The organism is Massilia sp. W12, assembly GCF_037300705.1.
GTDB lineage: Bacteria > Pseudomonadota > Gammaproteobacteria > Burkholderiales > Burkholderiaceae_D > JACPVY01.
Window position 1 is genome coordinate 3,474,390 of the sequence record NZ_CP147776.1, and the last position, 15,231, is coordinate 3,489,620.

Genomic DNA, 15,231 nt, shown 5'->3' on the forward strand with positions numbered 1-15,231 from the left:
AAGAGCAGGGTTTTTGCATAATCTCCCCCTTTTCTTGCGCATTCCCGCTTAGAATGGCTTGAAAAGTCCGCAAGCCAAAGGGAGAAATGGAAATCGCCAGCCCCGCCACCACGCCCCGCCTGCCGCTTGGCAGACGCCTGCCTTTGCTGTTGACGCCCTGGCTTGTGCTGGCGTTGGCGCTTGGCCTGACCTGGCTGGCCTGGCGCATTGAACGCAATGAAGCCGTCACTTCCCTGCACCACCGCTTTGATATGCAAGTCGCCGCACTGGCCGAAAATATCAACAAGCGCAGCCAAACCTATGAAGATCTGCTGCGCGGGGTGCAAGCGCTGTTTGCGCAACAGGATGTGGATCAGCGCCAGTTTTCCACGTATATCGCCAAACTGGAATTGGCCAAACGCTATCCGGGCGTGCAAAGCATTAACTATGTGCAATATTTACCACAGTCAGCGCGCGCCGCGCACGAAGCGCAGATGCGCCAGAGCCTGCCCGGCTATCGCATCATGCCGCCCGGCGAGCGCCCGGCTTATGCGCCGGCGGTGTACGTGCACCCGGTCAAAGGCGGCGACGCCCCTCCGCCCGGACTGGACAGTCTGACCCTGCCCGCTTTCGCCGCCGCCCGCATGCAAGCGCGCGACAGCGGCGAAGCCGTGATGTCAGCCTCAATCACACTGCACGAGCGGGCCGGCGAAACCGGCTTTATGTTGAATCTGCCGCTGTACCATAAAAACATGCGCAGCGATGACAGCGCCAGCCGCCGCGCCGCCCTCAGCGGCTGGGTCGAAGCCTTCTTCCACATGGAAAGCTTTATGCAAAGCGCACTGGGCGATGGCGATAATGCACTGGCCCTGCGCATTTACGATGGAGAGCAAAACAACCCGCGCCTGATGTATGACAGCCAGAACGGCGCAATGCGTATGCCACAGGCATTCAAACGCAGCCAAAAATTGCAATTAGCCGGGCATAACTGGCAACTGCAAGCCCACGCCACCCCGGCCTTCATGCAGCAACTCGACCACAGCAACAGCGATACGGTTTTATACGCCGGCATCGCGATTTCCGGCATGATGTGGCTGACCACTATGCTGCTGGTGCGCGGCCAGACCCGGGCGCGCTTGGCCACGCTGCGCTTGAAACAGGAATTGCAGGTGCGGCGGGAAATCGAAGCCGGCTTGAAAAACAGCGAAAAAAGGCTGCAGGAAATCATTGATATGCTGCCGATTGCGCTGTTCATCAAAGATCCGCAAAGCCGCCTGCTGTTACTCAACCGCGCCTGTGAAGCGCAATGGGGCATGCCGGCCCAGGCGCTGCTGGGCAATGACGGCAGCCAGATGTTTCCGGTAGAGCAGATGAAAGACTTTTTGCGCAAAGACCGCATGGTGTTTGAACAGGGCCGGCTGCAGGAATTCGATGAGGAAGTGTATAACGCCACCTTGCGTCAAAACCGTTTGGTGCACACCTATAAAAAACCGGTGTTTGATGAGACCGGACAGGCCCTGTACATGATCGGTCTGGCCCTGGACATCACCGAAAAATGGCGCGCGGAACAATGGTCGCAATTGCTGGAAACCTGTATTGCGAATCTGAATGAAATGGTGCTCATCAGCGAGCCGCAAGCCAATAGCGAATGGCCGCGCATTATTTTCGTGAATCACGCTTTTGTGCAAAAGACCGGCTACTTGCGCGAACAAATCATCGGCTGCAGCAGTGAAATCCTGCGCGGGCCGCAAACTTCGCCGGAAGAGCTGTCCAGAATTGCGCGCGCCACCCGCAAAGCCCAACCGATCCGCAGCGAAATCATGATTTACCGCAAAGACGGGCATGCGCTGTGGGTCGAGGTTGAGCTGACCCCTTTATGCGACAAACGCGGCCAGCTCACGCACTGGGTGATGGTGGCGCGCGATATCGCCGAGCGCAAGCAAGCGCAACAGGATTTGATCGCCAGCGAAGCCATGCACCGCGCGATTATTGAACATGCGCCGCTGCCGATGCTGGTGGCCGGGATTGACGATGCGCACATCATCTACGCCAATCAACGCGCGAATCAAATTTTCGGCGATTGCGGGCAAGAGTTGAGTCAGCGCAATCTGCGCGCCTGTTTTGCCGATAGCGCCGCGCTCGGCCCGATTTTAAACAGTGTGCGCCAGCAGGGTTTTGCCAATGATATTGAAATGCAATTGCAGCGCTGCAACGGGCAACCCTTCTGGGCCTTGCTGAGCATGGTGCGCAGCAGGTATCAAAAACGCGATTGCATCATCGCCAGCTTCACCGATATCGACCAGATCAAACATATCCAGCAGGAACTGGAACAGGCGCGCGAAAAAGCCGACAGCGCAAATCGCGCCAAGAGCGCCTTCCTGTCGAATATGAGCCATGAAATCCGCACCCCGATGAACAGCATTCTGGGTATGACTTATCTGGCGCTGGCGACCGGACTGGATGCGCGGCAGCGCGATTATCTGGAAAAAATCCACCTCTCCGGACAACATCTGCTGGGCTTGATTGACGATGTGCTGGATTTATCCAAAATCGAAGCCGGCATGCTGGAAATTGAACACATACCATTCCACATCTCCGAAGTCAGCGGCAAACTGCGCGACTTGCTGGAACAGCGCATTCTGGCCAAGGGCTTGCGCTTCCAATTGCAAATCGGCGCCAACGCTGACGGCTGGTATCTGGGCGATCCCTTGCGCCTGTCCCAGGTGCTGATCAATCTGACCGGCAACGCCCTCAAATTCACGCAAGCAGGACAGATCAGCGTGCACATTGAAGCGGCGGCGGATGGCGGCCTGCATTTTTCAGTGCGCGACAGCGGCATCGGCATGAGCGCAGAACAGATGGCGCGCCTGTTCCAGCCTTTCCAGCAAGCAGAAAGCGCCTCCAGCCGCAAATATGGCGGCACCGGCCTGGGCCTGGCGATCTCGCGCCAGCTGGTGGAATTGATGGGCGGCAGCATCGCCGTCGAAAGCCGGCCGGGACAAGGCTCACGCTTTCATTTTCACCTGCCGCTGGCGCGCCATTGGCAGGCGGCGCAATCCAAGCGCCCCCACCCGGATGTGCAAGAAACCCTGGAGCAGGCGCGCGCGCGCCTGCAGGGCCGGCGCGTCCTGCTGGCCGAGGACAGTCCCTTGAATCAGCAAGTGGCTTGCGAGCTGCTGCAAAAGGCCGGAGTTGAAGTGATGGTGGCGGAAGACGGCCTGCAAGTGCTGCAATTGCTGGAGCAGTTTGAATTTGATTGCATCCTGATGGATTTGCAAATGCCGGGCATGGATGGCGTCAGCGCCACCCGCGCGCTGCGCGCCCAAGCGCGCTGGCAGGATTTGCCGGTGATCGCCATGACTGCGAACGCCAGCGCGCATGACCGCCAGCTGTGCCAGGAAGCCGGCATGCAAGATTTCATCAGCAAGCCGATTCAACCGTCCCTGCTGTACGCCACCATCATTGCCATGCTCGGCCCGGAAGCCGGTCAAAACAGCGTGCGCGAGACCATGCAGATAGATTGGACGCCCTTGACCGATTTGATCGGCGACGACCCCAGCCGCATCCGCAAATTTGTCCTGCTGTTTTTTGATTCCGCCGATGTGCAAATGAGCGCGCTCGAACGCGCCATCGCCACCCGCGATCTGGCCGAAGCGCACCGCCTGCTGCACAGCCTGCGCAGTGAAGCCGCCGCGATGGGCGCGCAAGCCTTGGCGCAACTATGCCGCGAATGCGAATGCGCACTCGATGAAAGCGGGCGCAGCGCGGCCAGCCTGCAGGAATTGAAAAGAATGCTGCAATTGGTGAAAAACATGATGTTGCTTTATTTGCAGGAAAAGGAACAAAACCGTGCCCTGCATGACACAGCGCTATAAAACAATGCCATCAGATGCCGCTGCGCAACATGTCAGGCGGAACTTTGGCGCCGGCGCCCTGTCATCCTCGCTCCTCTGTTGCACTGACTTTAAACGGCTATGAAAACAAAGTTTCGACTGCAAGCCAGCCTGCCGCGCGCCATGCTGTACAGCGCCAGCCTGCTGTTGTGCGCCGCACCGCCGGCCAGCGCCGCCACCCCGGCGCCCGCCTCCAGCTCTGCCACGCCCGCCAGCGCCAAAGCCCCAGCCGGGCCGGGCGCCGCCGCGCCCAATGCGCCGCCGGTCAACGTCTCTGTCACCCGGGTGCAGCGCCAGGATGTGCCGGTGGTGCTGGAAACCCAGGCCACGGTGGCGCCGGTGGCGAATGTCGATGTGCGGGCGCAAATCAGCGCCGTCATCAGCGCCGTACATGTGCAGGAAGGGCAAATGGTGAAAGCCGGGCAGCTGCTGTTCAGCCTCGATGCGCGCAGCGAGCAAGCCGCCCTGGAACGCAATCTTGCGCAATTGCAAAAAGATCAAGCGCAATTGGAAGACTTGCAGCGCCAAGCCAAGCGCAACCAGGAATTGCTGGCGCAAAATTTTGTCTCGCGCGGCGCGGCGGATAATCTGGCGACGCAGGTGGCGGCGCAACAAGCCAGCATCAAGCTGGCGCAAGCCGCCGTCAAAAGCGCGCGCGTGGCGCTGGACTACAGCCAGATCCGCGCCCCCATGGATGGCCGCATCGGCGCCATCAATGTCTATCCCGGCAGCCTGGCGCAACCCGGTCTGAGCCTGCTGCAACTGACCCGCTTAGACCCGATCGACATCAGCTTTAGCGCGCCCGAATCGCGCCTGCGCGAATTGCTGGCGGCGCATAAAGCCGGCCTGGCCCAGGTTGAGGTTTTGCCAAACGGCGCGCCGCCGCTGCGCGGCAAATTGCACTTCATCGATAACAGCGTGGATGGCGCCAGCGGCAATATCCGCGTCAAAGCGCGCTTTGCCAATCCGCAGCAAAGCTTGTGGCCGGGACAAACCGTACAAGCCAGACTGACGGTGGATACGCTCAAAAATGCAGTGGTGGCGCCGCTGGCGGCGGTGGTGATCAACGCCAAGGGACGTGCGGTGTACACCGTGGAAGCCGATCAAAGCGTGAAACTGCAACCGGTCAAATTGCTCTACAGCTTTGGACAAATGGCCGTGCTGGAAGGCTTGAGCGGCAATGAAAAAGTGGTGGTCGAAGGCAAACAGAATCTGCGCCCCGGCGGCAAAATCAAAGAACTGCCTTCCGCCGTGACGCGCAGCGATGAGAAAAGCGCAGTGGCCGGCAAAGGTGGCGCATGAATCTTTCCGCTTTAAGCATCAGCCGCCCGGTCATGGTGGTGCTGTTATCCCTGTCCCTGATTGTGGCCGGGGTGATGGCGTATATGCAGATCCCGGTGGCCGCACTGCCCAGCTACAACACGCCGGTGATCAATGTCAACGCCGACCTGCCCGGGGCCAGCCCGGAAACCATGGCGTCTTCCGTCGCGCTGCCGCTGGAAAAGCAATTTTCCACCATCGGCGGCTTGAATCTGATCACCTCCTCTTCGACCCTGGGCCAGACTTCGCTCACACTCGAATTTGACCCCAGCATCGATGTCAACGCCGCCGCCGTCGATGTGCAAGCCGCGCTGCTGCGCGCGCAACGCTCGCTGCCGGCGGAAATGACCGACCTGCCTTCCTACCGCAAAGTGAATCCGGCGGATGCGCCGATTTTATTCATGGCCATGAATTCGCCCTCCATGAGCCTGCCGGAAATCACCGATTTCGCAGAAAACCTGATCGGCCCCAGCCTCTCCAGCATCAATGGGGTGGCGCAGGTGCTGGTGTTCGGCGCCAAACGCTATGCGGTGCGGGTGCGGGTCAAGCCGGATCTGTTAGCGGCGCGCAATTTAAGCCTGGATGAAGTGGCGCAGGCGATCCGCAACGCCAATCCCAACTCGCCTCTGGGCGTGCTGGAAGGGCCGCAACAAATCCTGACCATTCAAGCCAGCGGGGCCTTGATGAAAGCCGCCGATTTCGCCCCGCTTGTGATCGCCCAGCGCAATGGCCAGCCGGTGCGCCTGTCGGAAATCGCCACGGTGGAAGACTCCAACCTCGGCATCCGCGCCTACGGCAGCTACCGGGGCGAACGCTCCGTCACGCTGGCGGTGCTGCGCCAACCCAACGCCAACACGGTGCAGGTGGTGGACGCGATCAAAAAAATGATGCCGCGCTTTCAGGAGCAAGTTCCGTCCTCGGTCAAAATCACCCTGGTGAATGACCGCTCGCTGTCGATCCGCGAATCAATTCACGATGTCAATCTGACCCTGGGCTTGACAGTGGCGCTGGTGGTGCTGGTGATCTTTTTATTCCTGCACCGCCTCACCGCCACCTTCATCCCCGCCATCACCATGCCGATTTCACTGCTGGGCGCGCTGACGCTGCTGTATTGGATGGGCTACAGCCTCGACAATGTATCCCTGCTCGGGATCACGCTGGCAGTCGGGCTGGTGGTGGATGACGCCATCGTGGTGCTGGAAAACATTGTGCGCCATATCGAGCTGGGGAAAAAACCGATGGCCGCCGCACTCATCGGCGCGCAGGAAATGGGCTTTACCATTGTTTCCATTTCGCTCTCGCTGGTGGCGGTGTTCATCCCGATCTTTTTCATGCCGGGCGTGATCGGCCTGCTGCTGCATGAGTTTGCGGTGGTGGTCGGTTTATCGATTCTGGTCTCCGCAGTGGTGTCCCTGACTCTGGTGCCGATGCTGGCTTCGCGCCTGCTGCGCGCTAACGACGCGCAGCATCAATCATTGCGCGGCCTGGCGCGCTGGTTTGAAGCGTTTTTCCTCTGGATGCAGCGCGGCTACACGCGCGCGCTGGATTGGTCGCTGGCGCATCGCCTGTTTATTTTGGCTGTCGCCTGCGCCACCCTGGGCGGCAGCATCTGGCTCTACATCACCATTCCGAAAGGTTTCTTCCCGGAAGAGGATATCGGCCAGATCCAAGTCAGCACTGAAGCAGCGGAAGACACCTCCTCCGCCGCCATGCAAGCCATGCAAGATCAGGTGGCGGCGCTGTTTTTGAAAAATCCGCATTTGGTGCACATCACCTCATTTACCACCGGCGGCAACAATGGGCGCATGTTCCTGGTGTTAAAACCCAAGAGCGAACGCCCGAAAATGGCGGAAGTGCTGGATGGTTTGCGCAAGCAGGCCAGAAGCGTGCCAGGCATCACCTTGTATTTCCGTCCGGTGCAAAATCTGCAAATCGGCGGCCGCCCGAGTAAAAGCCGCTATCAATACACCCTGCAAAGCGTGAGTTCTGACGCCTTGAGCGACTGGGCCAACCGCTTCCAGGAAAAAATGCGCGCCGACCCGGTGTTTCGCGATGTCACCAGCGACGCACAGCAAAAAGGCTTGCAAGCCAGCATCAAAATCGACCGTGAAAAAGCGGCTGCGCTCGGCGTGGCGATGAATGACATCCGCACTGCGCTGTATGCCGCGCATGGCGAACGCCAGGTGTCCACCATCTACACCCCGGCGGCCAGTTATGCGGTGATCATGGAGGCGGTGGAAGAAGAGCGCCAGTTTGAATCCAGTCTGGGCAAGCTGACGGTGCGCGCGAAAAACGGCAATCTGGTGCAGCTCTCGGCCTTCACCACGGTAGAACGCACGGTCGGCCCGACCGTGGTCAACCACCAGGGCCAGTTGCCGGCCATCACCATCGCTTTCAACCTGGCCCCGGATGTGCCGCTGGGAGTGGCGACGGCAAAAATCAGCAAAATCGGGCAGGAAATCAAACTGCCCGCGTCCATCATCACCAAATATGGCGGCGATGCGGCGGTCTTCCAGGATTCGCAATCCTCGCAAATGATGCTGATCATCGCCGCGCTGCTGGTGATTTATGTGATGCTGGGGGTGCTGTATGAAAGCTATATCCACCCGCTGACGATTTTAGCCGGCCTGCCCTCCGCCGCGCTGGGCGCACTGCTGACGCTGAAACTGTTCGGCATGGATTTAACCATCATCGCCACGATTGGCATTTTGATGTTAATCGGCATCGTCAAGAAAAACGCCATCATGATGATTGACTTCGCCTTGCACGCGCAGCGTGAGCAGGGCATGGCGCCGGCGCAGGCGATCCGCGAAGCCTGCATACTGCGCTTCCGCCCGATCATGATGACCACGCTGGCGGCGGCCATGGGCGCCCTGCCTCTGGCATTTGGCTGGGGCGCCGGGGCCGAACTGCGCCAGCCGCTCGGCCTCACCGTAGTCGGCGGTTTGCTGCTGTCGCAAGTGGTGACACTGTTTATCACGCCGGTGATTTATCTGTATCTGGATAAATTTTCCGGCAAAGGCCCGCTTGATCTGAGCAAGCTGGCGCAAACAGCATAAGCGCCAAGCTATTTCCCCGGCATAGCGAGGCGCCATGCCGGGGGATTGTTCAGCCTTGCGCAAGCTTGCCAGGCGATGCGGAAAAAACGCTCCCCCTGAGCACACGGGGGAATGCGCCTTGTTTCAGGCGCGCCTCACACAAAGCGCATCGTCCCCTCGCACACCACCTCCGCGCGCACTGAATGGGCGATATTGCATTCCTCATGCGCGGCGTGGTGCAAGTGCTGCAAATCTTCTTGCGTCGGCAGTTTGCCCCCGGAAAACTGCACATCTGGACGCAAAGTGATGTGGGAGACGAATAATTTGCCTTTTTCATTCTTGCTCATGGCCGCCGTCGGCGCATCCTGGTAGGCGTCAACGCAAAAGCCCTGTTTTGCCGCCAGCGCTAAAAACCACAGCATGTGGCAACTGGCCACCGCCGCCAGTAAGGATTCTTCCGGATCGACTGCCGAGGGGTCAGACAAGGGCGCGCGCACCAGTTGCGGCGAGGAGGAATACGCCACTTGCGCACCGCCGTCAAAGCGCAATTGATGCCGGCGGCTGTATTTATTGTCAGTGAAAACCTGCTCACCACGCTGCCATTCGAGTGCCACGCTGACTTCCATATTGACTTCCTTTCATTGTGAAAGCGTTTTTTGCAGCCAGGCTGCGGCCCCGGCTGCGCTCTGAAATTGGGACAGGGCGCGCACGCTCAATTGCGCACCCTGCGCTGGCTGACTGTCCACCGGCTGACTGAATTGCGCGCCGGGGCCGATCTCCAACACCGCGCGCACGCCGCTTTCCTGCAATACCGCCAAAGCGCCGGCCCAGTCCAGGCAATGTTCAATCTGCCCGGCCAGACTTTCCCGCACAGCACGCGCCTGCATCAGCTTGCGCACGCGCCAGGCGCACAGCCAGTCGGCATCGCCCGCCTGCCAGGCGACTTGTTCCAAATCGGCAGCGAAAGCGCGCGCCGCCTCATGCTGCCAGGCGGTGTGCGCCGCCACGCTCACCGGCAAGGCGCGTGCGCTCACGCCCAGGGCTTGCCAATGCGCTTGCAGCGGCGGCAATGCCGCCAGCGGCCCGGCCACGATCAGGTGCAGGGGCGCGCAGAGAATCGCCAGCCGCCAACCCGCATCCGCCGGCAACAAGTCCGGCAAGGCGATCTGCTGCGGCAAGCGCAACGATTGCATCCCCTGCGCCTGAGTGGCGGCGGCATCCATGCGCGCGGCGCGTTGCATGGCCAGTTGCAGGCAATCTGCATCGCGCAAAAAACCGCCCAGCGCGCAACTGCTCAAGGCGCCCAGGCTGTACCCCAGCACCAGAGAAGGATGCTGGCATGCGGGCGGCAAAGCCGCTTGCAGCGCGCGCCAATTCGCCAGACTGGCGGCGGCCACCAGCGGCTGCGCATAGCGGTTGGCGAACATGGCTTCGCTGTGCAGCAAATCTGACCAGGGCGGCAAGCTGGCCGGCCAGATGCTGTCCAGATAATCGCGCTGACCATGCGCCAGGGCGAAAGCAAACATCTGCGCGCTCTGGCTCGCCTGTCCGGGACAGATAATCGCATACGCGCTCATGCCGCCTCGTGCAAAACCTGGTGCGCAAAGCACGCTGCCGCCAGCATATCCGCCGCTCCGCCGGGGGACAGGCGACGGGCGATAAACGCATGGTGCAAGGCCAGTGCGCGGGCTTGCCAATCCGGCGCCTGGCAAGCGCCAGCCTGCAACCAGTCTTGCGCTGCATTGCGCGCAAAGGCGGCGCCAGGCACGCCGCCCCGGTACAGTAAATTACTGTCGGGCAGGGTGGCGATCAGAGCAAACAGGGTGTGCAGACGCGCCTCTTGCACAGGTCTGCCTTGTTGCAATTCGGCTTGCATCAGCGGCAAGGCATATTCAAATAAGAGCGGAAAAGCCTGCGCCGCTTGCGCCCTGGCGCCGCCGCAAGCATAGCGTTGCGCCATGCGCGCGCCGTGTGAATCATCAAACTGACGGCTTTGATGCGCCAGCAAGTCGCCCCCCCAATGCTGGCGCAACGCGGCGCGCCAATTCTGCGCATCGATAGCCAGGCCCTGTCCCTGCACCCGGGCGGCGGCGGCGCACAAAAGGCCCAAACTGAAAATCGCGCCGCGATGGGTGTTCACCCCGCCGGTGGCGCGCAGCATGGCGTGTTCGGCCTGCATGCCAAGCTGGCGCAATTCGGCAAAAGCGGCGCCGCGCCAGCCGGCCAGGGCGATGGCGCGGAAATAGTGGCGGATAGCAAACAGGCTGCGCAAGAAGCTGCTGGCGTCCATATCACTGTGGCTGCCGCTATCCACCAGGGACACCAGGCCGGGTTTCGGAAAAAGCGCCAGTTCCTGATACAGACTGCGCAACGCCAGACGCGCCAGATGGGCGGCGCAGGCTTGCGCGCGAGATTGCGCTTGCAGTTCTGCAGAGGCAGTAAATGGGGCCGGGTTTAGGCTGCGCATGGGGCATCCTGGCGCGGCAATTGGGCGCAAACCTGCCCCCAGTCTTGCAGTTGCACGCTGTGCAAGCGCTTGAGCAACACCTGGCCGCCGCTGTGCATGGCTTGCCAGCATTCGCGCCAGGCCAGCCCGGCGCCATCCGGCAAAATCACTTCGCCATCCAGGCGCAAACCCTGTTGCGCACAATCTTGCGCGCAGGCATGCCAGCGCCGCAGCGCAGCTTGCAAATCATCCAAGCTGCGCGCGTAATACAAAAGATCCAGATCAGAACCGGCATGCAGATAGGGTAAGCCGGTTTGCCATTGCCAGGCATGGGCGCCATACACCCGCAGCTGCCAGGCATGCAAACGGTGCGCGCAATGTTGCAGCGCTGGCGGCGCATCCGGGCTGCGCGTCAATTCGCTTAACAAGGGCGGCGCGCTGCTGCGCAGCAGCGCATCCGGGGCCAGCTGCAGGGACAGACGGCGCTTGCCGCCATCAGGGGCCGGCGGCAGACTGAGGCCGGCGCTCAAGACGCCAGGCCGGGTCTGGCGCGCACACACCAGCGGCCAAGCCTGTTGCGGCCATAAAGCCAGCTCGGGCCAATCCGCGCCCGCCTGCGCCGCCTGCGCCAGCACGCCATGCCAGGCGGCGGGCTGCAGCCAGAGCCAATCATGGCGTTGCATCATCACGATCCTGCAAAATCAAGTCAATCACTTGCTGCGCCATCAGCCGTCCGCCGCGCGCCGCGCCCAGGGCCGGGCGCTGATCTTGCGCTGAATCTTGCGCTGAATCTTGCGCCGCGTCGCCAGCCTGCAGCGCCTGGCGCAAAGCTGACGCCAGATCGCCTGACCAAATCGCTTGCAAGCCGCCCATTTGCCAATAATTCGCGGCCCCCGGCGCAAACACCGGATTATGCCGCGCCAATTCTTGCAACTCGGCCAGCGGCAGTTTGGTGATGCGCGCCATGGCTTGCAAATCCATCACGCGGATGCTGACATCCGGCAGCGCATAGCAGGCTTGCGCCATCAGGCCGCTGCTTAAAAAACCGCCGGACAGGGCCTGGCTGTACACCAGGGCCAACACCAGGTGTCCCTGTTCGCGGGCGTATTGCACGCACTTGGCCAGATGCGCCATATAGCCATTGATGGCTAACATTTCATCGCGCAGACGCAGGCGCTGCCCCACCGTATCGACCAGCAATAAAATCGGCGCGCGCGGCGCGTTTTGCACCACTTGCAACACGGCTTGTGCTTGACGCAAAGCCAGTTCAACGCCGATTTCCGCCCCCTCGCAAGTGCCGATCACATACAGGGTTTGGCCATCGACTTGCGCGCTTCCCTGCAAAAACTCAGCTTGCGCGCTGATCTGATGCCCGTCTGGAAACAGGGCCGCGCACAGGGTTTGCCAATTCATACGCCCTCCCTTGCCGGCAAGGCGGCGCGCCAGGCGCAGATCTGCGCGGCATCCGCCAAAGCCACTTGTTCGCGCAAATTGTCTTGTTGCAGGCCGAGCGCGCGCCAGATCTGCTCCGGATCGCTGCAAGCCGCAAAATCCTGCAAACGCTGTTGCAATTGCGCCTGTTCGCGCTGCAACCGGGACAGATCAAGCGCAGCGCTGGCGCTGCTGGCCAAGCCGGCGCAGGCAGCGGCGCGAAAGGCATGCATATCGTCTTCCACCAGAGCCTCGGCTTCGCCCAGCAAATAGCGATGCTTGCCGCCCGCCACCCGCCACACCAGGGCGCGGTCGCGCGCATCGAATTCTTCCACCCCGCGCACGCTTTCAATCACTTCCGGCCCGCTCATGGCCAGGCGCGCCTGTTCTGACATCACGATCCAATTCGCGCAGCGTGCGATGATGCCGGCCCCGCCATAGCAACCATTCGCGCCGCCCAGCAAGACCAGCACCGGCACGCCGGCTGCGCGCGCATCCAGCAAGGCGCGCAAAACTTCGGCCACCGCCAGCAAACCGGCATTCGCTTCATGCAGGCGCACGCCGCCGGATTCGAGCAAGAGCAAGACCGCCTGCGGCTTATCGCGCGCGGCTAAGCGCAGCAAGCCGGTGAGTTTGGCCCCGTGCACCTCGCCAATCGCGCCGCCCATGAAGCCGCCTTCCTGTGCGGCGATCAGGATTTTCTGTCCCTCAAGGCGGGCGCGGCCGATCACGCAGCCGTCGTCAAACGCCAGCGGCGCGCCCAATTGCGGCAAATGGGGACTGGTCAGGCGCGCACTGGGCGGCGCAATTTCGCGCCAGGAACCGCAGTCGCACAAGGCGGCGATGCGTTCGCGCGCAGTGGCTTCCAGAAAGCTGCGCATCACGCCTCCCCGCTCGCGGCTTGCAAAGCTTGATCCAGACGCAGGCTGACCACCGCCGGCGTGGCGCCGACATCGTTGATGGCGATGCGCAGATTGGCCGGCTGCCAGCGCTGGCAACAGTCTTCCAACACCGCGTCCCAAATCGCATCAAAGCCGCGCGCCGGGGTCGCCACTTCGATTTCACACATGCCGTTCAAGTCAGCGGCTTCGAGCAGAATTTCCAGATTGCCGGAACCGGCGACACCGACAATTTGCGGCAAATGCGGCAATTGCCGGGCGCCCGGGCCGAATGCAAATGCGAGTTTTTCCATTTCTCCCTCACGCCTTTACCAATTACGGAAACGCGCCGGCGGCTGATACAAACCGCCCGAGCAGCGCACCAAATCTTTCATCGAGCGCGCCGCCAGCAAATCGCGGCTGGCCTCTCGCGCGCGAATGCCCAGGTCTTCGGCGCGCAAAATCACGCCACGGTCGCGCAGGTTTTCCACCATGCGTTTATCGCGCGCCAAGCCGACCTTGGTGAAGCCTGCCACGCCGCGAATCGCCTGTTCGCGCTCTTCTTCGGTGCGGCACATGAGCAGATTCGCAATTCCTTCTTCGGTCAGGATGTGTGTCACATCTTCGCCATAAATCATGACCGGCGGCAAGGGCATGCCGGCCTGCTCGGCAACCTTCCAGGCGTCGAGTTTTTCAACAAAGGCCGGCTGCATATGCTCGCGAAAAGTTTCCACCATTTGCACCACCAGTTTTTGTCCGCGCGGCATCAGATTGCGCCCGGCGCGCGCCTCGGCTCCGGCTTGCAACCAGGCCGGGCTGGCGTGGCGCCGCCCGCGCGCATCCGAACCCATATTCGGCGCGCCGCCAAAGCCGGCGATGCGGCCCAGGGTGGCGGTGGAGGAATTGCCCTGCAAATCAATTTGCAAGGTGGAGCCGATGAACATATCGCAGGCGTACATGCCGGCCATTTGCGACAGCGCGCGATTGCTGCGCAGCGAGCCGTCATGGCCGACAAAGAAGATATCGGGACGGGCGCGGATGTATTCTTCCATCCCCAATTCCGAGCCGAAACAGTGAATCGAATCAACCAGACCAGCTTCAATCGCCGGAATCATGGCCGGGTGCGGGTTCAAAGCCCAGTGCCGCGCCACATGCGGCGTAATGCCCTGCTCTTTGGCCCAGGTCGGCAAGAGTAATTCAATGGCGGCGGTGTCAAAGCCGATGCCGTGGTTTAAGCGCTGCACGCCATAGCGCGCATAAATGCCTTTCAAGGCCAGCATGGCCATCAGAATCTGGATTTCCGAGATTTGCGCCGGATCGCGCGTAAACAGCGGTTCGATGTAATGCGGCTGCGGGGCCGGCACCACAAAATCAACCCAATCCGCCGGAATATCGATGCGCGGCAGCCTATCCAGCACCTGATTGACTTGCGCCACCACAATGCCGCCGGAAAAGGCGGTGGCTTCGACGATCACCGGGGTATCTTCGGTATTCGGCCCGGTGTAGAGATTGCCATGACGGTCGGCGGCCTGCGCCGCCACCAGCGCGACTTGCGGCGTCAAGTCCATGAAGTAGCGCGCGAACAGTTCGAGATAGGTGTGGATGGCGCCGATTTGCAATTTATGTTGCGCCACCATATTCGCCAGCCGCGCCGCCTGTGGCCCGGCGAAAGAGAAATCGACCCGGCTGGCGATGCCCAGTTCAAACACATCCAGATGTTCCGGCAAGGCCAACACCGATTGCAGCATATGCAAGCCGTGCACTTGCTGCGGATCGAGCCGGCACAGCGCTTTGGCCAGAAAGTCGGCCTGTTTCTGGTTATTGCCTTCCACACATACCCGGTCGCCCGGTTGGAGCAGCGCAGCCAGCAGTGCGCTGCATTGTTTCGCGTCGCTCAATAATGTGCCCTGCAAACTCACGGCTTGCGCCGCGCGCGCCAGTCTTTGCTTGCGCGCATGCATACGCTGCTGCGTCATGCTGCCTCCCGCAATGATGAACCGCGCCAAGTGTAGCATTTCCCTTGCCGGGCAATTGCATGAATCCGCGCAGGGCGGGCAGGGCTGTATTGTGTCCAGGCGGGATAAGGGGAATGATTGCGCCAGGCGCCATGCGGTGCGGCAGCAATTCAATGCGAAGCGCAGGCTGTGAAAATCGCACCCGTCTGATGGTTTGCGCCCCCTTCTCAAATCTGCACATGGTTTATAGATGGTCTGAATAGACAGGCTTGGTTTTATAGAAGGGGTGAA

General features: G+C 61.2%; 11 protein-coding genes. 3 read left to right on the forward strand and 8 right to left on the reverse strand.

Annotated features, from left to right (window positions below):
* Positions 1-86 precede the first annotated feature (86 nt).
* From V8J88_RS13930 to V8J88_RS13940, 3 genes are all read left to right on the forward strand, one after another.
* Positions 87-3,854 (forward strand): CHASE domain-containing protein, encoded by a 3,768-nt coding sequence (locus V8J88_RS13930; RefSeq protein ID WP_338844743.1) that lies wholly within the window; start codon positions 87-89, stop codon positions 3,852-3,854.
* 99 nt (positions 3,855-3,953) lie between these two features.
* On the forward strand, positions 3,954-5,174 hold the full coding sequence (locus tag V8J88_RS13935; RefSeq protein ID WP_338844744.1) for an efflux RND transporter periplasmic adaptor subunit: 1,221 nt from the start codon (positions 3,954-3,956) through the stop codon (positions 5,172-5,174).
* The gene (locus tag V8J88_RS13940) at positions 5,171-8,251 is read left to right on the forward strand and encodes an efflux RND transporter permease subunit (RefSeq protein WP_338844745.1); all 3,081 of its coding nucleotides are present in this window, start codon (positions 5,171-5,173) and stop codon (positions 8,249-8,251) included. Before V8J88_RS13935 ends, V8J88_RS13940 begins: the two co-directional genes overlap by 4 nt.
* Before the next feature lie 134 nt (positions 8,252-8,385).
* Here the strand turns inward: V8J88_RS13940 and V8J88_RS13945 are convergent, their stop codons facing one another.
* From V8J88_RS13945 to mdcA, 8 genes are read right to left on the reverse strand one after another with little or no spacing between them, the layout of a single operon-like run.
* Positions 8,386-8,856 (reverse strand): OsmC family protein, encoded by a 471-nt coding sequence (locus tag V8J88_RS13945; RefSeq protein WP_338844746.1) that lies wholly within the window; start codon positions 8,854-8,856, stop codon positions 8,386-8,388.
* A gap of 12 nt (positions 8,857-8,868) precedes the next feature.
* Entirely contained in the window at positions 8,869-9,807 is a 939-nt protein-coding gene (locus tag V8J88_RS13950; protein ID WP_338844747.1) for an acyltransferase domain-containing protein, read from the reverse strand.
* A complete protein-coding gene (gene mdcB / locus V8J88_RS13955; RefSeq protein ID WP_338844748.1) occupies positions 9,804-10,697 on the reverse strand; it encodes a triphosphoribosyl-dephospho-CoA synthase MdcB in 894 nt (297 codons plus the stop codon). The genes V8J88_RS13950 and mdcB overlap by 4 nt, the downstream gene beginning before the upstream one ends.
* Complete coding sequence (mdcG, locus tag V8J88_RS13960; RefSeq protein WP_338844749.1) at positions 10,685-11,362, reverse strand: malonate decarboxylase holo-[acyl-carrier-protein] synthase; 678 nt, start codon at positions 11,360-11,362, stop codon at positions 10,685-10,687. Before mdcG ends, mdcB begins: the two co-directional genes overlap by 13 nt.
* A complete protein-coding gene (mdcE, locus tag V8J88_RS13965) occupies positions 11,346-12,089 on the reverse strand; it encodes a biotin-independent malonate decarboxylase subunit gamma (protein ID WP_338844750.1) in 744 nt (247 codons plus the stop codon). The genes mdcG and mdcE overlap by 17 nt, the downstream gene beginning before the upstream one ends.
* Positions 12,086-12,991 (reverse strand): biotin-independent malonate decarboxylase subunit beta, encoded by a 906-nt coding sequence (locus V8J88_RS13970; protein ID WP_338844751.1) that lies wholly within the window; start codon positions 12,989-12,991, stop codon positions 12,086-12,088. The genes mdcE and V8J88_RS13970 overlap by 4 nt, the downstream gene beginning before the upstream one ends.
* Positions 12,988-13,299 (reverse strand): malonate decarboxylase acyl carrier protein, encoded by a 312-nt coding sequence (gene mdcC / locus V8J88_RS13975; protein WP_338844752.1) that lies wholly within the window; start codon positions 13,297-13,299, stop codon positions 12,988-12,990. Before mdcC ends, V8J88_RS13970 begins: the two co-directional genes overlap by 4 nt.
* A gap of 15 nt (positions 13,300-13,314) precedes the next feature.
* Entirely contained in the window at positions 13,315-14,961 is a 1,647-nt protein-coding gene (gene mdcA / locus V8J88_RS13980; RefSeq protein ID WP_338844753.1) for a malonate decarboxylase subunit alpha, read from the reverse strand.
* Positions 14,962-15,231 lie beyond the last annotated feature (270 nt).